Source organism: Limnobaculum zhutongyuii (assembly GCF_004295645.1).
Lineage (GTDB): Bacteria > Pseudomonadota > Gammaproteobacteria > Enterobacterales > Enterobacteriaceae > Limnobaculum > Limnobaculum zhutongyuii.
Genome location: NZ_CP034752.1, coordinates 240334 through 262873, shown reverse-complemented (window position 1 = coordinate 262873; position 22540 = coordinate 240334). Strand labels below are relative to the sequence as shown.

The following is a 22540-nucleotide window of genomic DNA, read 5'->3' as shown; positions in this document are numbered from 1 at the left end:
CGCAACACGGGCTGCGTATACTACGCTTTCCCGCGTCAGAGTCAAGTGTTAAATCACAGATTTATGCACGATAACGTCTGAACTGAAGCGGCTGTTGCCGTGTCAGTGGAGGCGCATTATAGGGACTCAGAATCATCTGGCAAGTGCTAATTGATAAAATAATTCTGACTGCTGATTGTTTAGCCAAAAAGCCTTCAGATTGACTGCTCATCGAGTGATTTAAAACCAAAGTGTTGCAAAACCGGAATTAACTTCCTGGATTCATCATCAACTTTCGAACAATACGCCAGATTAACGGCCTTCTCTTCTTGTTGCCAGTCAACATCCGCCAGCAGCGAGGATACCCGGCGGGCAATCGCTGCACCAGAATCAACCAACAGAGTGCCTTCCGGCAATACCGCACTTAATTCCTCTTTTAATAAAGGGAAATGAGTGCAGCCTAATACAATAGTGTCTGGCTTTTTATCACCATTAAGCCATGGAGATAAAATAGTTCTTAGCTCATCAGCGCTTACTGGTTTTCCATGCAACTTCTCTTCTGCCAGTTCCACCATTCTGCTGGATCCCATCAGTTCTATCTGGCAATCCTGCGCGAAATTAGCAATTAACTCATGTGTATAAGGGCGATTAACCGTTACCTTAGTTGCCAGTAACCCTACGATGCCATTACGCGTCAGACGTGCAGCGGGTTTTACCGCAGGAACCACACCAACAACAGGAATATCGAAGTGTTCGCGTAATGCAGGAAGAGAGACTACGCTGGCGGTATTACAGGCAATAACAATAATATCGATATGATGGCGTTGGCAAAGCGCACCAACCATTTTGACAACCCGCTCAGCAATCAGCTGCTCAGGTTTTTCACCATAGGGGAAAGCAGCGTTGTCAAAAGCATAAATGATGGATAAATCCGGCATCAACTGCCGGATTTCCTGAAATACGGAGAGCCCGCCCACGCCTGAATCAAAAACCAGTGCTGTTGGCATTGCGATCTCTCCTTATAGTGCCGTTAGAAAGTATAGGTGGCAGTGAGGTAGTATTCCCGCCCTGCCGTTTCATAATTGCTGGCTGTTTCATACTCTTTATCAAACAGGTTAGCCACTCTGCCACGAACGGTTAGCTGTTCTGTCACAGGGTAAGCCGCTGACAAGTCAACCGTACTGTAGCTGGATAAGCGTTTTTGCTCATTCGCATACTCAGAAGTGTTGTTGTCATAGCGTTTTCCATAATATTGGTATGATACATCCATATCTAAACCAAGCATATTCCAATCAATCTGATATTTTGCCTTATGCTTGGAACGGCGGGCTAAAACTTCATTGTCTTTATCCCGACGCGGATCCAGATATTCCAACGTGATTCGATGTTCGAATGGACCGGTATCAAAGGTTCCTGTCCACTCAATACCCTTAATGGTAGCAGATTCGATATTGTAATAACGACCTTCCCAGGTAACAGGATCGGACTCATAACCAATCAAATTGGTTATCTTGTTACGGTATGCTGCCAGACGCCAGTTTAATGGCCCGGTATCCCCTTCCAGCCCCGCTTCCCACTGGCGAGATTCTTCTGGTTTCAAATCGTCATTAGAGGAGATATAAAAACGTTCTGAACCATAAAGTTGTCCCAATGTAGGTGCCAGGAATCCTGTACCATAAGAAATGGTAAAGCGATAATCAGGAATAAATTCCCATGCCGCCGCAGTTTGCCAGGTTTCGTGCCAACCAAACTGTTGGTTTTTATCGGTTCTGAACGCTCCTTCCAGCGTAAAATCACCCAGTGATTTTTGCCCTGTCAGATACAAACCCGTGTTATCTCGTTTATAGCGATCGGAGGCATAGTTATCTGAAGATTCTAATTTCTCCTGACGCCAGTCAACGCCTGCACTCACTACACCACGATCTAACTTATAGCTATTTCCCCATTGAATATTGCGTTGAGTTACGTCATCCAGCGAAGTGCCATCGTTATACAAACCTTTATGACTATCGTAATTGTAATCTTTATAAGTTTGGTAGCTGGCTATCAGTTGAGATGAGTAGTTCCCTTCAAGGAAACGCAGTCCCATATCATAGTTACGGCTATACAATTGACGCTCATCACCATAGCTGCCGTCATACTCTGAATTGTTACCATAACCATAGCCGCGCAAGAAGCCAGAGAATTGAGATGAGAACTGATGTTCAATACCCGCCCAAATCGATTTGCTACGAAATCCGTCTTTATCGCTGTCCGGCGGATAGGAAGACTTTGGCTGTATATTGAAACCGCGGCTGTCCTCGAAAGCACCCGCTGCCGTCAGCGTAGTTTTATCACCAACGGTTTGACGAATGCTGGCATCATAAAGTTGGTAGTGATTGGAACCCAAACCCGCTTCCAGCTTCGCGCCATCTTTTTCAGCATTAGTAATAATATTAATAACGCCACCAATGGCTTCTGAACCATAAACAGCCGAACGTGGACCACGAATATATTCCACGCGTTGTATCAGAGAAATAGGAATTTGGTTGAAATCAGCGGTTCCCATAATGCCCGATATCGGTACACGAATGCCGTCCACCAACACCAGCACATGACGAGATTCAGTTCCGCGCACATAAAGGGTGGATAACTGGCCACGACCGCCGCTTTGGGAAATATCAACACCCGGTAAACGACGCAAAACATCGGTTAAGCTTTTTGCTTGCCAAAGATCAATCTGGTCACGATCAACCACATCTATTGGTGCCAGTACCGTAGAAACCGGTTGAGGAAACCGGTTGGCAGTGACCACCATCTTATCGCTCTCTTCCTGAGCCCATACGGAAAAGGCCGTAGCGGAAAGGGCTACGACTAATACTCTCTTTTTTATAGACATAACGTAAAGCATCCAACTTAAGTTGCAGGATGCCGCAAAAAAACAGCGCGTATACGCGACGGCTGCAATCAATGCGACAGAATACCGGCAGGTCTTCGGGCTCAAGGAGATTAACCTAACAACGACTTCCCATCTGTATCGACAGTGTCTGCCCTGCTCCAACCTGTTTGTGGAGAGAGCGGTTGTTATTTCCTGTTTACCGCTGCGCGTCAGCTCTGGATTTACACCAGATTCCCTTTTAACTCTAATGGGAGGCCGGAACACACACATGCTACAAGCAATCCTGTATGGATGTCTAGACTGCTATTGTTTTTTAATCATTTATCAAAGCTGGACATCACGTCATCATTCCCTACAATTCCGCCTTAATAAATGAATTTCTGATACTGATACCTGAGAAGACTTATGACCCCAGAGATGCTGCCTACCGACCAATACGATGCCCAGTTGGCAGAGAAGAAACATCGATTAATTTCGATGATGGCGCCTTATTCAGCGCCTGAGCCGGAAGTATTTCGCTCACCGCTTAGCCATTATCGTATGCGGGCAGAATTTAGAATCTGGCACCAAGGGGATGACCTGTACCACATCATGTTCGATCAGGCGACCAAACAGCGTATTCGGGTTGATGTTTTTCCTGCCGCCAGTGAACTGATTAACCGACTGATGCCAGAACTGTTAGCCGGTGTAAAACCTCATGCTTCACTACGTCATAAGCTATTCCAGATTGATTATCTCTCCACCCTCAGCGGTGAAATTGTAGTTTCCCTGCTTTATCATCGTCAACTGGACGACCTGTGGTTACAGCATGCGGAGCAATTAAGAGACGACTTGCGTTCTCGTGGGTTTAATTTGCAGTTAATCGGTCGGGCATCGAAACAAAAAATCTGTCTGGATCGAGATTATGTTGATGAACGCTTACCGGTAGGCGGACAAGAGATGATCTATCGCCAAACAGAAAATAGCTTCACTCAACCTAATGCGGCTGTAAATATTCATATGCTGGAATGGGCAATCGATGTCACTCAGGGCTCAAAAGGCGACTTATTAGAATTATATTGTGGTAACGGCAATTTTTCTTTAGCACTGGCTCGCAATTTCAACCGGGTGCTGGCGACAGAAATCGCTAAGCCATCAGTAGCTGCCGCCCAATTTAATATTGCCGCCAACCAAATTGATAACGTGCAAATTATTCGTATGGCAGCAGAAGAATTTACTCAGGCCATGTTGGGGGTCAGGGAATTTAATCGACTGAAAGGCATTGATTTAACCAGCTATCAATGTGAAACCATTTTTGTCGACCCTCCCCGCAGCGGATTGGATCAACAAACGGTGAAAATGGTACAGGCTTACTCGAGAATCCTCTATATCTCCTGTAACCCGGAAACCCTGTGTGAAAATCTACTCACGCTTAGTCAAACACATAAGATTTCTCGACTGGCACTGTTCGACCAGTTCCCCTATACCCACCATATGGAATGCGGCGTTCTGTTAGAAAAACGAGTCTGAATCAAACAATATAAATAGCGCAACAAAAAAGCCCCAATATCTATTGGGGCCAGTTTATACATCAAATTATAATTGTTATTGTTTTAGATGAACAACATTAGTCCATTTGTTTTGCTGCCTGATGGCGGGTAGTGATTTTTAGTTTATATCCAATCCAGAATACCAGCGCGACACAAATAATAGTCAACAAGAAGTTAGAACCCATTCCTGCATATTCAGCCCGAATAATTGCACTGTACAAAAATAGTCCCAGCAGGAAACAAGAGAAAGCCAGCATTGGTGTTCCTTCCGGCATAGGCTGGGTCACATAACGCTGGTGCAGGCAATAAATAGAGAATCCCAAAGCGATTAACGGAAAAATCGAAAAGGCAATCACTGAATCAAACAGCGCATTAAACGATCCGTTAAGTGATATACCGGCAATAAATGCCAGCAGTAGTGTTGCGTATTCTTTAGTCACTTTTTCTGTCATTGCTCTTTCTCCTTTAATTCGTCAATGCCTCTATTCGTGAGGCAATACACCTTTTTCTTGTTCACGGCGATACAGGTAATACACGCCTTTTGAAATCATTCTCAACTGTAAGACTAACTTTTCTTCTAAGAGTTTACGTTGGGCTATATCAATATCTAACGCTTCTGCACCAGCACTAAACACAATAGTGACCATTGCTTCGGCCTGAGCCTCTGAATAGCTACGTGGCATCTGATTTGCCAGCTCCAGATAATCCGCAAGTTCAGCGATAAAATGTTGGATTTCTCTAACAACCGCAGCACGGAACGCTGCCGAAGTACCAGAACGTTCACGCAGCAACAGACGAAACGCATTGGGATTATCGTTAATGAACTCCATAAACGTCGCCACCGATGTACGGATCACGCTGCCACCTTTGGCAATACGTTGGCGAGCCTGACGCATAAGTTGACGCAGCATCAGCCCGCTTTCATCAACCATGGTTAATCCCAGTTCATCCACATCACGAAAGTGACGATAGAAAGAGGTTGGCGCAATACCGGCTTCGCGAGCCACTTCCCTCAGGCTTAAGCTGGCAAAACTTCTTTCTGCACTTAGCTGACTGAAAGCCGCCTGAATTAATGTACGGCGAGTACGCTCTTTCTGTTGTGCTCTGACGCCCATCACGCCTGAATCCTTACTTATCATTTTGCGGCTTCAAATATCAACGGTTGGCCTCAAAACCATTAACCGTAAATTGTGTTAAAACCTGACCGTTGAAAAGCAAAAGGAATATCACTTTTACCCCCAACCGACAGAGCGATCATCCAATTGCAGCAATCTTCTTCTGTTCTGATTCAATCACGCCCGGCATATGTCCGGCAATTGTCTCAGCCAATTGCTCATAGCGAGCCCGCAGTGGTGAGCCAGGACGATAGACTAAACCGATGGTTCTTTTTGGCTCTGGCTTATAGCACGGTAAATAGCAGATACCATCACGTTCTTTCTCCGCAGGCGTTGCCAGCAACGGCAGCAGAGTGATACCACTGGCCGCAGCAACCATGTTGCGCAGCGTTTCCAGACTGGTAGCGCGAAAATGTGAATCTTCGTCCGCACCCGCCTGGAAGCAGAAGCCCAGAGCTTGCTCTCGCAGACAATGACCATCCTCCAGCATTAATAGCTTTTCACCGGCCAATTCGGACATCACTATCTTGTCCCGTCCGGCCCATGGATGATCGGAATAAATAGCCAGACGCATAGGCTCATCATATAGCGGAATCTCGATAAAAGATTCTGTCTCTTTTACCAGTGCCAGAATGGCGCAATCCAGCTTGCCACTGTCTAACTGAGCCAGCAAATCTTTAGTTTGAGCCTCGTGCAGATACATTTCCAGCTTAGGAAACTCTTTATGCAACATAGGGATAATATGCGGCAGCAAATAAGGCGCAACAGTTGGAATCAAACCAATGTGCAATGGCCCGGACATCGTTTCGCCCTGTTGGCTGGCCATTTCTTTTAATACTTTAACTTCCCGTAACACTTTTCTTGCCTGATCGACCAGCAACATCCCTGCCTGTGTGAACAGCACCTTACGGCTGGTTCTTTCCAGCAACATGACACCCAGCTCATCTTCCAGTTTGCGAATTTGCCCACTCAGCGTTGGCTGGCTCACATGGCAAGAATCTGCTGCACGCCTGAAGTGGCAGTGCTCAGAGAGTGCAACCAGGTATTCCAGATCGCGAATATTCATAGCTTAATCCCTTGCGTTTAGATAGATGGTGACAATAGATAGGATAGCGACTAACGATTATACCTATTAATCCCCAATATGGATAATCTTCATTAACAAAAACATGACGCGCGGCGATAAAAATTAACGCCAGGTCCAATCAATAAATAGAGGTTAAAGCATGTTCACTACTCAGGAAGGAAAAAAAGTCCCTGCAACCGTATTCCATACCCGTCAGGGAGATAAATGGATTGATATCACTACTGACGAACTGTTTGCCAATAAGACCGTTGTTGTATTCTCTCTACCTGGCGCATTTACCCCAACATGTTCTTCCAGTCACCTGCCACGCTATAACGAACTGACTCCAGTATTCAAGCAATACGGCGTTGATAGCGTCCTGTGCGTTTCTGTTAACGATACCTTTGTTATGAACGCATGGCAATCTGAGCAACATGCCAGCAACATTACTTTTATTCCTGATGGTAATGGTGAGTTCACCAAAGGCATGAATATGCTGGTTGAGAAGGCAGATTTAGGGTTTGGCCCACGTTCATGGCGCTATTCAATGCTGGTTCGCAACGGCGTCATTGAAAAAATGTTCGTTGAACCAAACAAACCGGGCGACCCGTTTGAAGTATCTGACGCGGATACCATGCTGAAATACCTGGCACCAGACTGCAAACTGCAAGAGTCTATTTCTGTATTGACCAAACCAGGTTGCCCATTCTGTGCTAAAGCTAAGCAGATGCTACAAGAACGTGGTCTTCAGTACGAAGAGATCATTTTAGGCACCGATGCAACAACCGTTAGCCTGCGCGCCATTACCGGCCGTTCTACCGTTCCACAAGTTTTCATTGGTGGACGTCACATCGGCGGTAGCGATGATTTAGAAAAGTATTTTTCCGTTCATAAACAAACAGAGACTGTTTAAAACTCATTTAAACCACCGTATTTAAAGTTAGCCAATGGTAAGTTTTGGCGGACTCTTGTCCGCCTTTTTTTTTGCATTTCAGGAGTTTTAAGGATGAAAAGATTACAGGTCGATGTTGCTGTTATTGGTGGAGGAACAGCAGGATTAGGTGCATACCGGGCAGCAAAACGCTTTACTCCCAGCGTCATCATGATTGAAGGCGGACCTTACGGTACAACCTGCGCCAGAGTTGGTTGTATGCCATCAAAACTCCTTATCGCTGCAGCAGAAGCTGTACATCATATTGAAGTCGCACCAGGATTTGGTGTTCATCCACAAGGTGAGACCCGTATCGACGGGAAAGAAGTCATGGATCGCGTTAAACGCGAACGTGACCGTTTTGTTGGTTTTGTACTGGAAGGGGTCGGTGAAATCCCTCAGCAGGATAAGATCGACGGCTATGCCCATTTCATTGATGACAATACCTTACAGGTAGACGATCACACTCAAATTCAGGCTAAACGTATTGTTATTGCCACAGGTTCTCGTCCAAGCTGGCCTCCGCACTGGAACGACCTTGGCGATCGTCTAATCATTAACGACGATGTATTTAACTGGAATGATTTACCTACCTCCGTTGCCGTATTTGGTCCTGGAGTTATTGGCCTTGAGTTAGGTCAGGCACTGCATCGTCTGGGTGTGAAAGTCACCATGTTTGGCGTAGGCGGAGCCGTTGGTCCATTAACCGATGGAGCAATTCGTCAATATGCCGCAGATACATTGAGTAAAGAATTTCCTCTTTATCCGGATGCTAAAGTAGAGCTGATGGAACGCCGGGATAATGGCGTATTTATTCGTTATCAGGACGATCAGGGGCAATCCCAGGAAATCACTGTTGAATACGTTTTAGCTGCCACTGGTCGCCGTCCTAATGTCGACAAGATTGGACTGGAAAATACGTCACTGGAACTTGATGCTCGCGGTGTGCCAACAGCCGATCGACTGACGATGCAAACCAGCGTTTCACATATATTTATTGCCGGTGATGCCAGCAACCAACTACCACTCTTGCACGAAGCCAGCGATCAGGCGCGTATTGCCGGTGAAAATGCCGGGTCATATCCAGAAATTCAGCCAGGCCTGCGCCGCAGTGCTATTTCCGTTGTATTTTCTGATCCACAAATTGCCATGGTTGGTTCTACTTACCGTGAATTAAATCAGAAATTTAGTGCCTGTGGCTGTTTTGAAATTGGTGAGATTTCCTTTGAAAATCAAGGCCGTTCACGAGTAATGCTGCGTAATAAAGGGTTGCTGCACGTCTATGGCGAACAGGGAACAGGTCGTTTTCTTGGTGCTGAAATGATCGGACCAAATGTTGAACATATCGCTCACCTACTGGCCTGGGCTCATCAGCAACAAATGACCATCAGCCAAATGCTGGATATGCCATTTTACCATCCAGTTATTGAAGAAGGATTAAGAACGGCATTGCGCGATCTTAATGCTAAATTAAGATTAGGCGACGATGAGATAGAGCGTTGTCAGCGCTGCCCAGGTGAATAAACTTCTAATTTACCGCTTTACCTGTTAAAAGCACCGCCAAACCTGTTATAACACAGGTAACTGGTGCCTTTTACCACACATTCATCTGATGAAATTATCAAATGTGAGGGAGTTAATACTACCCTCACATTTTGTAAATATAATACCTTATCACTATCAATAGCTGTAATATAAACAACGAGTAAGAAAAACCTTACTCGTTTTCGAGAAACAACTTCTCTGATTTAATGCGCTTGCAACTATTACGCTATTTATCTAATGGTGCTTAAATAGTAGTAGACAGCGTAATGCCTCTTATATAACTTACGCTCAGGCTCTTATCAATTGACATGGAACGCGTTCGTTTTTGGAATAGATGGAATTATTATTTTCTCAAAAATATAACTATATAAAATCATTTCCATTACTAATAACACTGATCCCTTTGATTAGTGAGGCCGCCCCTGAACTTAATCAAATCAACGATCAGCAAGTTATTAATCAACAAGAACGCCAAAAAGCACTAGAACAACAACTGTCCCCTAACCGTCCGGATGTACGAACCGAGCTGCCTGAAGGCAGTTCAACTATTGACCAGTTCCCTATTGAAGAGACCTGCTTCCCCATAAATCAGGTGGAATTGAGCGGCAGTCAATATTTGACCAATTGGTTATCGCTCCAGTCTATTGCCAATCAGGCTAATGGCCAATGTTTGGGTGGTGAGGGGCTCAATTTGCTAATGAGCGCCCTGCAAAACCGTTTAATAGATAAAGGCTACATCACTACTCGAGTACTGGCTCCACCACAGGATTTAACCAGTGGCAAACTAGAGTTGAAGATACTGGAAGGGAAAATCAGCCATATCGTACTATCTGCGGATAGCGACAGGTATATTCAAACATTTAATACGCTTCCTGTATCCGAAGGCGATCTACTCAATCTAAGAGATATTGAACAAGGGCTGGAGAATTTACGTCGCGTCCCGACGGCTCAGGCAGATATCAACATGATGCCTGGTCAGGAACCAAGGGAAACCGAGCTGGCCATCACCTGGAAGCAGAACCGTCACTGGCGATTAGGGGCTTCACTGGATGACTCTGGTACCGTAAGCACTGGCCGCTATCAGGGAGGACTAACCCTGTATGTGGATAACCCTTTATCACTTAACGATACCTTCTATATTTCCGGTGGTCACGATTTACAATGGAAAAACGATCGTGGAAGCCACAACTATGCTGCTCACTATTCTGTACCTTATGGATACTGGAGCCTGAATGCTACCACCAGTGCCTACAGCTACAACCAAAAAGTCGCAGGTCTGATAGAAGACTACAACTACAGCGGTGAAAGTAAAAATCTGACCTTTGGCTTAAGTCGTTTACTACATCGTGATGCATCACAAAAAACGACATTAACATATGATGTATTACTAAGAGAAAGCCGTAACTACATTAACGATACTGAGATAGAAGTTCAGCGTCGAAATACCGCAGCATGGCGAGTAGGATTGATACATCGCCACTATATTGATGCTATAACGCTGGACGCCGGCATCACCTACCAGCAGGGTACCCGCTGGTTTGGAGCACAGCCTGCACCAGAAGAATATGTCGGGCAAGCTACCGCGTTGAGTAAGATCACCCAATTGTCTGCAAATCTGGATTGGCCTTTTAACCTGCTTGAACAACAATTCAGTTTTCGCTCACAATATCAACGCCAGCTTCCTTCAAGTACCGCCCTGACCTCTCAGGAACGCTTTTCTATCGGTGGTCGCTATACGGTACGTGGTTTTGATGGTGAACTGAGCCTGTCGGCAGACCGCGGTTGGTTTACCCGTAATGAATTAGCCTGGCGAACACCGCTGCCAGCGCAAGAGTTGTATATTGGAATGGATTATGGCGAAGTCGGTGGCCCGGGAAGTAATTACCTGCTAGGAAAGCACCTCGCAGGTGCCGTTCTGGGGCTGAGAGGCTATGCCTTACGCACCAGTTATGATGTTTTTGCCGGAATCCCCACCTCGAAGCCGGATGGCTTCCGCACCGATCCGGTGACGTTGGGGTTCAACCTTAACTGGCAATATTGAGACTGCATGGATGCTGAAATTATCTAACAGAAAGACAACAAATAATAATTATGATGCCTTTGAAATAAAAGGAATTTATTTATGAACAAGAAATTGTATCGCGTGATCTTCAACCGGGTGCGAGGCATGCTGATGGTAGTTCCTGAAATAGCAGGCACTCACTCAGCAGAAGGATCATCATCCGGTCGTGGACAAACATTTGGTCAGCTCATTGCTGGCCTGTCCCCGTTGGTATTAATGACCAGTATTGCATTAGGCTTAATCAGCATAAGTTTACCTGCTCAAGCCAATATTGTGGCTGACCCAAACGCGCCTGGCAATCAGCAACCTACGGTGCTTGGTAGCGGTAATGGAACACCGCAAGTTAATATCCAGGCTCCCAGTTCTGGAGGGGTTTCACGCAACACCTACAGCCAGTTTGATGTAGATAACCGCGGTGTGATTCTTAATAACTCTGGTTCATCAGTCCAAACGCAATTGGGTGGCTATATTGATGGTAACCCTAATATGGCTAAGGGCAGCGCTAAAGTTATTCTAAATGAAGTCAACTCTCGCGACCCAAGCCGCCTGAATGGTTATGTGGAAGTGGCCGGACAAAAAGCACAGGTTGTTATTGCCAACCCGTCAGGTATTACCTGTGATGGCTGTGGATTTATCAACTCCAATAGAGCTACGCTAACCACCGGTACGCCGATAATGAATAACGGCAACCTTGAAGGCTATGATGTTCGTCAGGGAAAAATTACCATTCAGGGCAAAGGACTGGACGGCAGCAAACAAAGTTATACCGATATTGTTGCCCAATCTGTTGAAGTTAACGCCGGCGTCTGGGCCAATGAATTAAATGTGGTCACGGGTAAGAACAAAGTCAGTGCCGATACTAAACGTGTAGAAAAACAGGGTGGGCGTGACGCCAATAGCCCACAATTCTCAGTTGACGTATCTGCACTGGGCGGTATGTACGCGAACAGTATTCGCATGGTAGGCACCGAAAACGGCGTGGGTGTTCGTAACGCGGGTAATATTGGTAGTCAGGCGGGTTCCGTAGTGATTACTGCCGATGGTCGAATTGAAAACAAAGGTACCATCAGCAGTGCACAAAACCTGCAAATCTCTACTCAGCAAGGTATAAGCAATCAGGGAACTTTGCTCGGTAAGCAGGATGTTACTCTCTCCGCACAAGGCAAAATAGAGAATAGCAATACGGGTAAAATTAATGCTGCAGGAAATGCCACCATTAGTACTCAGGATAATCTGACTAATCAGGGCACGATTTCTGCCAGTAAAAATACCACGATCAAAAGCAACGTAAATATCAATAACAGCGGTACTATCGTTACCGGTCAAGAACTGTCTGTTTCTGCCAAAACGCTTGATAACAAGGGCACTTTAAAAAGTAGTGGCCGTACTACTGTCAGCACTCAGGGATATCTCAATAATGCGGCAGGCTCTAAAATTATCAGTGATGGCTTTCTGAATATTGAGAGTGGTGGTAGCCTGACGAATCAGGGCGACATCAGTGCATCTGACAGTGCAACACTCACCAGCCGAAATGCATTTGTTAATAGCGGCCGTCTATACAGTCAAGGTGACCTGTGGATTAACGCTGACCAGTCAATTTCTAACTACGGTACTATCAGTGCTAACCGCAATCTCAGTCTGACGACCTACGGAACCTTGTTTAATCAGGAGATGATTTACGGGAAAGGTCTGGTTTCACTGAATGCTGGCGGCAATATTACCAATCAAGGCACTATTGGGTCTGACAGTAGATTAACATTGACTACGCCAGGTAGTCTGTTAAATAGCGGCACACTACACAGCCACGGTACTGTTGAAATTAAAGCAGATAGCGGTATAAACAATAGCGGTACCATCAGTACCAACAGCGACCTGAACCTGACGACTAAAGGAAGTTTGCTCAATGATGGCTCCATTAATACTAAAAATAATGCCACCATCAGCGCCTCTGGTCCAGTCACCAACACCGGCACAATAGCGTCTGACCGTAACCTAACTTTAACCACTGCTGATTCACTGCATAACAGAGGCACGCTGTATAGCAAAGGCACCGGTAATTACCAGACCGGCGGCAACTTCATCAACAGCAAATTAATGCGCAGTGAAGATCAGTTATTACTCAATGCCGATGGCTCGATTGTTAATGAAGCGGACATATTCGCCTTTGCCGGCCTGAATCTTAGCTCGGGACAAAGTTTCTATAATCGTTCTAAAGTTTACAGTGGCGGCGAGCTCAATCTGCGAGCAACTAACAATATTGTTAACGCATCGGCACTGGTGGCCTTAAATAATATTATGTTAGTGGCTGCTAACTTTAATAACTCCAGTGAAGCACTACTCGCTGCTGGCGTTAATGATAATGGCGATATGGCTGGCCACGGCAATATCACCATCAGAGCTGAACAGCCGGCTAACCTACAAGGACAAATTGTTGCTACTGGCAAAATCGATGTGATGGCTAATGGCATCAATCTGTCCGGCGCTCAAGTCAGTGCTGACAGCATGATGTTACAGGCGCAGCATGGAGATATTATTACCGACTCAGCTCACCTGTATGTCGACAATGCTCTCAATGCTGAAACCACCGGCAGTTGGAGCAACTTGGGCGGTCGAATGTATGCCAACCAACTGACCCTGAATGCCGCCTCACTCAATAATGATGCTTTGGGTGAAATCAGAGCGAATACCACACAATTCAACATCAGCGGAACACTAACCAACCGCGGATTGATTGACGGTGTTCTTACCCGGCTACAGGCCCGGCAAATTGATAACTATGGCTCGGGCCGTATTCATGGTACCTGGCTGCAACTGCAAGCGGATACTATAAATAACCGTGCTGAAAATGGTAATGCCGCCACGCTGCTTGGCCGTGAGAGTATTAATATCGGTACCAATGTTTTAAATAACTACACCCATTCACAGATTTTCAGCCTTGGCGATATGTCAATTGGCCGAACACTGGATGAAAATGGCCATGCTTCAGGTCAGGCGAACGAGATCAACAACCACAGTGCTACTATCCAGGCTCTTGGAAATCTGGAGCTTACGGTTAATCAGCTACAAAATATTAATGATAAGGCTGTCACTGACTCTCCCCTTAACGACACTGATGTGGTAGAAAGCGATCCGGCCAAAATTTTAGCTGGTGGTAATTTGGACATTTTTGCGGATACCGTTCTGAATAATAAAAGCCAGATCGAAGCAGGAAAAGTTCTGAATATTGATGCCAATCAGATAATTGATATTAAAATGCCCGGTGTTCAGACTGCAGATAATGCTGATTCCCTGGCACCTCGCGGTGACGCCCCCCAGGCAAACCTTAAGCTTCATGCACCTGATACCGCAGTTCAAAATAGCACTTCCCATCTGGCTGAAATGCTGAGTAATTCCGTATCAGGCAGCGGCCAAACCTCAGTGAGCCCATATCTGGAAAGCTATAGGCCAAATATCAATCTTGGTGCGATGAATATTGATCGGGTCACTGTGCAATTTAATGAAATAAGTGCTCCGGGTGAAATAAATATTGTCGCCAGTTCACCGGTTCAAAATATGCCGTTACCAGACTCCAGCCAGTACACCACACCGCCTGCGGTAGGTAATAATGCTCAGGTAGAAAGCGATCCGAAGTTTACTGATTATAAAACCTGGTTAGCTTCAGACTATATGACCAGCAGGCTAACAACCGAGCACAATAGTACCCACAGACGTTTAAGTGATGGCTACCATGAACAACAATTTATTCGGGACCAGATAATCAACCTGACAGGACAACGTCTTTTAAATCATTACACCAATGATGAAGATCAGTACGCTGCCCTAATGAATGCTGGAATTGAATTTGCTCAAAAATATAACTTATCGTTAGGGGTTCCCCTGACAGCAGAACAGATGAATAATCTGACTTCAGATATCATTTGGTTAATCAATCGTGAAGTCATTCAGGATGATGGCACTAAGCAAAACATTCTGGTTCCACAAGTTTATGCTGTTATGAAGCTATAAGAATATTCAGCTAAAACCTGGCAACGGATAGTCATCCCTATCCGTTGTTATTTTTATATCTCAGTATGTTAGCATTCTGGCAATTAGTCCTTTTTTGCCACTACACCATGAGAAATATCCCGAGACATCCTGCGAACTGAGCGTAACTCACTTTCATCGATAATTTGAGCCTGTTCTGCCAGAGCTGAGAAATTGTTCACCGTCCAATAATTATCCGGTACCGGTAGCCGTTCCATATTATCGCCGGGCAGAAGACGAAACTCACCAATCTGATTTAGCACAACCCCCTGCCATACATCAGGCAAGCTCAGACGTAACAAGTTATCAGTTAACAATGAATCATGAGAAGGGATACGATTACTGCCCGTATCATAATTACGATAAAGCACTAAAAACTTTTCAGGTACCCGACGCTGGCTATCCCACCATTTTCCATCCAACAGCATAAATTGCCGCTTAGTACCTTCATAAGATTCTGCACCAAGTTGCTCCAGCGCTTTTGGTAGCAATTGAGTCATCGATTGTTGATATTGCTCCAGACTACCAGCATGCCCTTGCAAAATAGAAGTTAAAGCTAAACGTGAACCTAATAAATTAGAATAAAGATCTTCAGGTGAAAAACCCGATACCTCTTCGGAAAAACCAGGAACATCCAATAACCCATACCACTGAGCAATTTCATGCCAGGCGGCCATTTGAAAAGCGAGCTGTGCGGCTAAATAGGCGCTTAAGGTATAACGCTCTTCCGGACTGGATGGAGGGGTAAAAGCGGTAAACACAAACTGACGTTTAGCCAATTCATCACCCAACTCAAGTTGCCATGCCTGGCCCAAACGCGGATAAATTTGGCTAAACAGATAGAAAGTATTATCTGCCGTATCGCGAATATGAGCGATATCCAGAAAACCTCCCCGGTCGGTATAAATATGCCCAACTTGTTCATCAGAAACGTTCAGCAGGTTAGCAGCCGTGTCCAACAGGCTATCACTATAATGATGAGTACCCAGTTTATTGGCTTCAACAATATTACCAATTTGATAGACCGGCAGTGGAATACCAATAATGCTGACGCCAAGATTATACCCAAACGCACAACAAGGGCGTAAACCATCAGGTGGGTTTATTGGTGCAACCACCGGGTAAACCTGACGGGCTGATTCAACAGGAATGATTGAAAGATCGGGCTCTGAAGAGGCTATTGGTAATACATCATTTTTGCAGGCGGTCAGTAGTAACAGAAATAAAAAACTAAAATAGCGCATTAAAGAAGCCCCTCGGGCCAAATGAAAAATTATCAAAATCGTATTATTTCTTTGCCGCTATTCTATCTGGCACGCTCAGAAAAAATGAATAAGAATCGAAAACGCCTACTCTTGCCACTAATTATACCGCAGATAATAAAAAACCGATGACAAAAGCAATTGAAATCTCAGTAAATCAATATGATTATTATCTCCTTAATATATAAATAATAACTCTGAAAAATAATCAACAGCCTTACTTAATCACGAAGAATTCTTATATTTATTTATAAAATATTTCCATATAATGTGCTGCTATCAATGTTGAAATTTTTAGCAGGCAGTGAACCAATTAATAATCAATAAAATAATTAGCATTAAGAATTTAAGACACTCTGATTAAATAACACTATTAACAATAGGTTAATTAATCCATATTTAAAACCGTACAACCAAGAGTGCTAAAATTAATCAAAACAGCTAATTTAGATACAAAAATAATTTTATTTGTTATTAATTAAAGCCTGATTTCCATTTAATGAGAAATATGATTATTAATCATAGATAAAACAGTATTTATTAAAGATAACATCAAATTTTCAACAAAATAAAAGGGGTTTTATTTAATTAAAAAATAATATTTTTTATTAAATAATCAATTGGATAGTTTTTACAATAGCATAAAAGCAGCCTGCTTTTAATATAAACATACCAGGAGGGTAGTTAATGAATAAGGCTATTTTATCAGCAATGATGTTACTGAGTTTAGGCTCCACTCAAATTTCTCAGGCACAGAATCAAACCATTACATTAGGTTATTCTCAAAGCCACTTTGAAGAATTTGGTAGCGTTAACGGTGTGAACGTTAAATATCGCTATGAGTGGAACTCCCCATGGAGCATCATCTCTTCATTCACTTATATGAGTGGTGATACAGAGAAAAATTATCAGCGTAGCAGCTATAACGTCAAAGCCCATGGCGATGTGGATTACTACTCATTGTCCGTTGGACCAGCCTATCGTATTAATGATTACGTTAGCCTGTATACCACTCTTGGTGTGGCTACTGGCAAGTTTGATTACTCGGCTGACAAATACAGTAAACAAAACCAATATATGTACCATATGAATAAGGACGGCAGTAAGCGCAAGTCCACATTTATGTATGGTGCAGGTGTACAAATTAACCCGATGGAAAATTTTGCTATCGATGTTGGTTATGAAGGTACCCACATGGAATATGATGGTATGCAATTTACTTCTAATGGCTTTAACGTTGGTGCTGGTTACCGCTTCTAATTTCGTATGAGTTAAAAAATTAAAGCCCGTAAATAACAAAGTATTTACGGGCTTTTTATAACAACATGATTATCAGAATCAAATATCTAATCGAACTTTAGCCGCATCAATTGCACTGGCAACCTGTTGGGGATTAACTCCCCCCTTAGCACAGCGTTTTTCCAGACAGGATTGCAACGATAACGCAGGATAAACATCCTCATCGATTACCGCATTAAACTGTTTAAGCTGCGATAAGGATAATTCTTCTAAAGCCTTACCCTGTTTAATTGCTTCCAATACCGCAGAACCTACAATATGGTGAGCTTCACGGAACGGAATACCCTTAGCCACCAGATAATCCGCCAGTTCTGTCGCATTGGCATAACCCTGTTGAGCAGCTTCCTGACAGCGTGGGCGCTTAACCTGAATGCCGTCTAATACCAGCACCGCCATATGCAGACAGTCCAGCCAGGTATCCAGCGCATCAAAAATCCCTTCTTTGTCTTCCTGCATATCTTTGTTATAGGCTAACGGCAGACCTTTCAGCGTCATTAGCATACCGCTGAGTGCGCCCTGAACACGGCCACATTTGCCGCGAATCAACTCCAATGCATCCGGGTTTTTCTTTTGTGGCATCAGAGAAGAACCAGAAGTCACCCGGTCAGACAATTCAACAAAGCTAGACTCACCGCTGTTAAAGAAAATTAAATCTTCAGCAAAACGGGACAGATGCACCATACTGATAGACGCATCAGACAGTAACTCCAGTACATGGTCACGGTCAGAAACGCTATCCAGGCTGTTGCGAGTTGCTGAACTAAAACCTAACCAACCCGCTAACTGATCGCGATCAATAGGATAAGCGGTACCGGCTAATGCACCACTGCCCAGCGGGCTGGTATCCATTCGCTTTAATGCATCCTGCAATCGGCTTTCATCACGAGCTAACATTTCCGTATAGGCAAGGCACCAATGGGCGAAAGTCACCGGTTGAGCTCGTTGCAGGTGAGTATAACCAGGCATTACCGCATCCTGATTCTGCTCAGCCGTTATCACCAGCGCCTGTTGTAGCTCTTTAACCGCATTCAACAACAGACTAACCTGAACCTTACACCACAGTTTTAAATCAGTAGCGACCTGATCGTTACGGCTACGCCCGGTATGCAATTTCTTACCAAGATCCCCCACTTTACCAATCAGCTTTTGCTCTACCCAGCTATGAATATCTTCTGCATCGCTGGCTAAAATGGCTTCTGGTTCAGCCTGAACTTCAACTAACAGCTCATCTAACGCCTTTTCTAATTTTTTTTGTTCTTCAGCCGTTAATACATTCACCGTCACCAATGCTTTCGACCACGCCACTGAACCAATAATATCCTGCTCGGCTAAACGATAATCAAAACGCAATGAGTCATTAAACAGTTTAAAACGCTGATCTGCCGCCTGGCTAAACCTGCCGCCCCACAATGCCATACTTTTTACTCCTGAAAAATCAAAGCAATACCTATCACTTTGGATTGATGACCATAACTATATCTACGCCAGCGCTAACCCGAGGCTAACACAGACGCTGCATTCTTATGGCAAAATCTACACTAAAGTGAAAATAAACAACATGCTAAAGTAAAAGGGCGATACCAATATCGCCCTTTTATTATAAAACCCAATCGTTGGACCAGTTAAAAGAACTACTTCTTCAACTCATTCAGCGCACGAATACGGCCAGACAGCGAGAACAACCGAATGAATCCACCCGCATGGCTGTGATCGTAAACTTCATCTTCACCAAAGGTAGCAAACTCTTCTGAGTAGAGGCTGTTGGATGATTTCTTCTGAATCGCCGTTGCCTGTCCTTTATACAGCTTAACGATCACTTCACCGTTTACATCCTGCGCCAGCGACTCAGCGGCAGCCTGAAGTGACTTACGCAGTGGTGCAAACCAACGACCGTCGTAAACCACATAGGCCATTTCCAGACCTAACTGCTCACGCCATTTGAAGCTATCGCGATCCAGTACCAGTTGCTCAACGCCACGTAGCGCGGTCACCATAATGGTGCCCCCCGGGGTTTCATAGCAACCGCGGGATTTGATACCAACCAGACGGTTCTCAACGATATCGATACGGCCAACGCCATGCTTAGCACCCAGCTCGTTCAATGCTTCCAGACACTTGAATGGGCTCATCGCTTTACCGTTTACAGCGGTTACCCGACCTTTTTCTACCGTTACGGTAACCAGTTCAGCCTGATCCGGTGCATCTTCAGGAGAAACGGTCCACACCCAGCAATCTTTATTCGAAGCATTCCATGGGGTTTCTAATACACCACCTTCTGTGGAGATGTGCCATGCGTTTTCATCACGGCTATAGATTTTTTCCAGAGACGCCGTGGTTGGAATATTACGCTCTTTCAGATAGGCCAGCAGCGCTTCACGAGAACGCAGGTTCCACTCACGCCATGGCGCAACCACTTTCAAATGAGGAGCCAATGCTGCATAGGTGGTTTCAAAACGCACCTGATCGTTACCTTTACCCGTCGCACCATGACACACGGCATCTGCACCCAGTTTCAACGCCAGTTCAACCTGAGCTTTAGCAATCAGGGGACGAGCCATTGAGGTACCCAGCAGATAGCTGCCTTCGTACAGTGCACCCGTTTGCAGAACCGGGTAAACATAGTCTTTGATAAACTCTTCACGCAGGTCAACAACGTAGCAAGAGGAAGCACCAGAATTCAGCGCTTTTTGCTCTACACCTTCCAGATCCGCACGTTCCTGACCAATATCAGCCACAAACGCAACCACTTCACAGTCGCCATAGTTCTCTTTTAACCATGGAATAATCGCAGAAGTATCCAGGCCGCCGGAGTATGCTAAAACAATTTTCTTAATACCGCTCTTATTCATCACAAATTCCTTGATTGCTAAGTCTTAAAGTTATTCAGTTACTACTGGTTAATTAATATCTTACTGTTCTAAATCGGTTCTGACTGCATTAACTAGGCCAGAATACGGGTTCCTACCGGAACGCCATTAAATAATGCGGGTAGCTGTTCCGCATTGCGCCAGCTGGCAATATCCACCGGGCGCCCCAATGAACGGGCAGCATCCAGTGCTGCATTCACTTTTACCACCATGCCATCAGTGATAATGCCCTGGGCAATCAGCTTTTCGGCTTTATCCGCGGTAAGTTCAGCAATGCGCTGACCTTTACCGTCAAGAATACCGCTGACATCGGACAACAGAACTAAATCAGCGCCCAACGTTGCCGCCAGTGCTGTAGCTGCCTGATCCGCATTGACGTTCATCAACGCGCCTTCCGGTGTAATGCCAATGGAGCTGATAATCGGTAAATAGTCACCGGCCAGCAGCGTTTGAATCAGCTTATTGCTGCCCGCTTTGGCTTCACCTACGTGACCTAAATCTTCAGAAAGCTGGCTAACTTCTACCATATTGCCATCCGCCAGACACAAGCCAATGGCATTAATATCGTGCTTTTTGGCCGCTGCCATCAGGGTTTTATTCGCGGTTCCTGCCAGTGCGCCAGTAATGGTACCGATTTGATCTTCAGGCGTAACGCGCAGACCATTGCGACGAATCACCGGCAGAGTCAGTTTTTTCATCAGCTCATCAACCAGACAGCCGCCGCCGTGTACAATCACCAGTTGACGCTGATGTTTTTGCTTGTACGTTGCCAGGGCCACAAACAGACGTTCCATCGCTTCATCACTGTCCAGCAACGCACCGCCAAGTTTAATAATTAATGGATTCATCCTTCTTCTCCCTAGAGTAAGGACTGGGTTTCATTGAAGCCAAAGCGTAAATTCATACACTGTACGGCCTGAGCAGCGGCACCTTTCAGCAGATTATCTTCCGCCGACACCACGATAATATGTTGACCATCAACGGCAAAACCGATATCGCAAAACGGCTGACCAATCACCGATTTTAGCGCTGGCATCCCTTTTTCATAGACCCGGACTAACGGTTTATTGTGATAAGCATTGTAAAAAGCCGTTTTAATCTGTTCTTCACCCACACCTGGCTTTAAACGGCAGGTAATGGTTGCCAGAATCCCACGAGGAAAATTGCCAAGGTGAGGGGTAAAAATCACCGGAATACCCAAATGCGCAGCAATTTCTGGCTGATGGCGATGAGTGAACACGCCATAAGGTTGCAGGCTGACTTCGCAAAAACTGGTCGTCATACTGGCCTTACGCCCTGCTCCGCTAACGCCGCTAATCGCGTTGATCACCGGCCATTGTTGCTCGTCCAATAATCCGGCTTCAACCAATGGCTTAAGCGCTAACTGCGATGCAGTAGGATAACAACCGGCAACCGCCACCAACTGCGCCTGCTTAAGCTTTTCTGTTTGCCATTCCGCCAGACCATAAACAGCCTGTTTCAGCCAGTCGCCGTGTTGATGAGCAAACCCGTAATAACGCGTATAAAACTCAGGCGAGTCGACCCGAAAAGCGCCTGATAAATCAAACACCACGCAACCCGCAGCTAAAAACTGCGGTGCAAGATCGTGACTGACTTCATGAGCCGTGGCCAGAAACACCACATCGACGCCTTTTGCCGCTTCAGCTACATTAGTTAATGGTTGAAGCGGCAAATCCACTAAACCTTTCAACTGTGGATGCAGATCTGAAAATATTTTTCCCGCATCAGCACTCTGCGCTGATACCATCAATCCTTTGATATGTATCTCAGGATGACGGCGTAAGTACGCTGCCAGTTCTGCACCGGTATAACCACTTGCGCCGACGATAAGTGTCTCAAGCATAAAATAGACCTGTTTAGTTGCGTACAAGGTTTGGAAACAACGGTACGCTTACGGTAATGTGGACGAATATTGCTTAAGGTACGAAATTCTGTTCCCTTAGACAATCCCTTATTGTATTTT

The 22540-nt window shown here is 45.1% G+C and carries 16 protein-coding genes and 1 riboswitch; of the genes, 6 read left to right on the top strand and 10 right to left on the bottom strand.

What is annotated here, in order from left to right:
- Positions 1–194 precede the first annotated feature (194 nt).
- On the bottom strand, positions 195–986 hold the full coding sequence (gene murI / locus EKN56_RS00795; protein WP_130590080.1) for a glutamate racemase: 792 nt from the start codon (positions 984–986) through the stop codon (positions 195–197).
- A 23-nt stretch (positions 987–1009) separates the two neighbouring features.
- Positions 1010–2857, bottom strand: coding sequence for a TonB-dependent vitamin B12 receptor BtuB (gene btuB / locus EKN56_RS00790; protein ID WP_142665302.1), 1848 nt, complete (start codon positions 2855–2857; stop codon positions 1010–1012).
- A 69-nt stretch (positions 2858–2926) separates the two neighbouring features.
- Positions 2927–3132: riboswitch (cobalamin riboswitch) on the bottom strand.
- A gap of 130 nt (positions 3133–3262) precedes the next feature.
- On the opposite strand from btuB, the gene trmA reads away from it, so the two are divergent.
- On the top strand, positions 3263–4366 hold the full coding sequence (gene trmA / locus EKN56_RS00785; RefSeq protein WP_130590078.1) for a tRNA (uridine(54)-C5)-methyltransferase TrmA: 1104 nt from the start codon (positions 3263–3265) through the stop codon (positions 4364–4366).
- 97 nt (positions 4367–4463) lie between these two features.
- Here the strand turns inward: trmA and EKN56_RS00780 are convergent, their stop codons facing one another.
- The 3 genes from EKN56_RS00780 to oxyR form a co-directional block, all read right to left on the bottom strand.
- Complete coding sequence (locus tag EKN56_RS00780; RefSeq protein WP_130590077.1) at positions 4464–4838, bottom strand: YijD family membrane protein; 375 nt, start codon at positions 4836–4838, stop codon at positions 4464–4466.
- A 30-nt stretch (positions 4839–4868) separates the two neighbouring features.
- Positions 4869–5501, bottom strand: a complete 633-nt coding sequence (gene fabR / locus EKN56_RS00775; protein WP_130593545.1) for an HTH-type transcriptional repressor FabR — start codon at positions 5499–5501, stop codon at positions 4869–4871.
- A gap of 139 nt (positions 5502–5640) precedes the next feature.
- Positions 5641–6567: a DNA-binding transcriptional regulator OxyR gene (oxyR, locus tag EKN56_RS00770; RefSeq protein WP_130590076.1), complete on the bottom strand. Its 927-nt coding sequence runs from the start codon at positions 6565–6567 to the stop codon at positions 5641–5643.
- Between the two features lie 160 nt (positions 6568–6727).
- On the opposite strand from oxyR, the gene EKN56_RS00765 reads away from it, so the two are divergent.
- From EKN56_RS00765 to EKN56_RS00750, 4 genes are all read left to right on the top strand, one after another.
- Positions 6728–7480 (top strand): glutathione peroxidase, encoded by a 753-nt coding sequence (locus tag EKN56_RS00765; RefSeq protein ID WP_130590075.1) that lies wholly within the window; start codon positions 6728–6730, stop codon positions 7478–7480.
- 93 nt (positions 7481–7573) lie between these two features.
- Positions 7574–9022 (top strand): dihydrolipoyl dehydrogenase, encoded by a 1449-nt coding sequence (locus EKN56_RS00760; RefSeq protein WP_130590074.1) that lies wholly within the window; start codon positions 7574–7576, stop codon positions 9020–9022.
- 355 nt (positions 9023–9377) lie between these two features.
- Positions 9378–11084, top strand: a complete 1707-nt coding sequence (locus tag EKN56_RS00755) for a ShlB/FhaC/HecB family hemolysin secretion/activation protein (protein WP_130590073.1) — start codon at positions 9378–9380, stop codon at positions 11082–11084.
- A gap of 81 nt (positions 11085–11165) precedes the next feature.
- On the top strand, positions 11166–15110 hold the full coding sequence (locus tag EKN56_RS00750; RefSeq protein ID WP_130590072.1) for a two-partner secretion domain-containing protein: 3945 nt from the start codon (positions 11166–11168) through the stop codon (positions 15108–15110).
- An 83-nt stretch (positions 15111–15193) separates the two neighbouring features.
- Here the strand turns inward: EKN56_RS00750 and EKN56_RS00745 are convergent, their stop codons facing one another.
- Positions 15194–16372: a DUF4056 domain-containing protein gene (locus tag EKN56_RS00745; RefSeq protein WP_130590071.1), complete on the bottom strand. Its 1179-nt coding sequence runs from the start codon at positions 16370–16372 to the stop codon at positions 15194–15196.
- 705 nt (positions 16373–17077) lie between these two features.
- On the opposite strand from EKN56_RS00745, the gene EKN56_RS00740 reads away from it, so the two are divergent.
- Complete coding sequence (locus tag EKN56_RS00740; protein ID WP_130590070.1) at positions 17078–17650, top strand: Ail/Lom family outer membrane beta-barrel protein; 573 nt, start codon at positions 17078–17080, stop codon at positions 17648–17650.
- 78 nt (positions 17651–17728) lie between these two features.
- Here EKN56_RS00740 and argH read toward each other — a convergent pair whose 3' ends face one another.
- From argH to argC, 4 genes are all read right to left on the bottom strand, one after another.
- Positions 17729–19105 (bottom strand): argininosuccinate lyase, encoded by a 1377-nt coding sequence (gene argH, locus EKN56_RS00735; RefSeq protein ID WP_130590069.1) that lies wholly within the window; start codon positions 19103–19105, stop codon positions 17729–17731.
- A gap of 215 nt (positions 19106–19320) precedes the next feature.
- Positions 19321–20538 (bottom strand): argininosuccinate synthase, encoded by a 1218-nt coding sequence (locus EKN56_RS00730; RefSeq protein WP_130590068.1) that lies wholly within the window; start codon positions 20536–20538, stop codon positions 19321–19323.
- Between the two features lie 92 nt (positions 20539–20630).
- Positions 20631–21404: an acetylglutamate kinase gene (gene argB / locus EKN56_RS00725; RefSeq protein WP_130590067.1), complete on the bottom strand. Its 774-nt coding sequence runs from the start codon at positions 21402–21404 to the stop codon at positions 20631–20633.
- Between the two features lie 11 nt (positions 21405–21415).
- Positions 21416–22420 carry an N-acetyl-gamma-glutamyl-phosphate reductase gene (argC, locus tag EKN56_RS00720; protein WP_130590066.1) on the bottom strand — a complete coding sequence of 335 codons (1005 nt, stop codon included), beginning with the start codon at positions 22418–22420 and terminating at the stop codon, positions 21416–21418.
- Positions 22421–22540 lie beyond the last annotated feature (120 nt).

Coding starts and splice junctions, on each gene's coding strand:
- murI (WP_130590080.1), bottom strand. CDS start 986: ATGCCAACAGCACTGGTTTTTGATTCAGGCGTGGGCGGGCTCTCCGTA.
- btuB (WP_142665302.1), bottom strand. CDS start 2,857: ATGTCTATAAAAAAGAGAGTATTAGTCGTAGCCCTTTCCGCTACGGCC.
- trmA (WP_130590078.1), top strand. CDS start 3,263: ATGACCCCAGAGATGCTGCCTACCGACCAATACGATGCCCAGTTGGCA.
- EKN56_RS00780 (WP_130590077.1), bottom strand. CDS start 4,838: ATGACAGAAAAAGTGACTAAAGAATACGCAACACTACTGCTGGCATTT.
- fabR (WP_130593545.1), bottom strand. CDS start 5,501: ATGGGCGTCAGAGCACAACAGAAAGAGCGTACTCGCCGTACATTAATT.
- oxyR (WP_130590076.1), bottom strand. CDS start 6,567: ATGAATATTCGCGATCTGGAATACCTGGTTGCACTCTCTGAGCACTGC.
- EKN56_RS00765 (WP_130590075.1), top strand. CDS start 6,728: ATGTTCACTACTCAGGAAGGAAAAAAAGTCCCTGCAACCGTATTCCAT.
- EKN56_RS00760 (WP_130590074.1), top strand. CDS start 7,574: ATGAAAAGATTACAGGTCGATGTTGCTGTTATTGGTGGAGGAACAGCA.
- EKN56_RS00755 (WP_130590073.1), top strand. CDS start 9,378: ATGGAATTATTATTTTCTCAAAAATATAACTATATAAAATCATTTCCA.
- EKN56_RS00750 (WP_130590072.1), top strand. CDS start 11,166: ATGAACAAGAAATTGTATCGCGTGATCTTCAACCGGGTGCGAGGCATG.
- EKN56_RS00745 (WP_130590071.1), bottom strand. CDS start 16,372: ATGCGCTATTTTAGTTTTTTATTTCTGTTACTACTGACCGCCTGCAAA.
- EKN56_RS00740 (WP_130590070.1), top strand. CDS start 17,078: ATGAATAAGGCTATTTTATCAGCAATGATGTTACTGAGTTTAGGCTCC.
- argH (WP_130590069.1), bottom strand. CDS start 19,105: ATGGCATTGTGGGGCGGCAGGTTTAGCCAGGCGGCAGATCAGCGTTTT.
- EKN56_RS00730 (WP_130590068.1), bottom strand. CDS start 20,538: ATGAATAAGAGCGGTATTAAGAAAATTGTTTTAGCATACTCCGGCGGC.
- argB (WP_130590067.1), bottom strand. CDS start 21,404: ATGAATCCATTAATTATTAAACTTGGCGGTGCGTTGCTGGACAGTGAT.
- argC (WP_130590066.1), bottom strand. CDS start 22,420: ATGCTTGAGACACTTATCGTCGGCGCAAGTGGTTATACCGGTGCAGAA.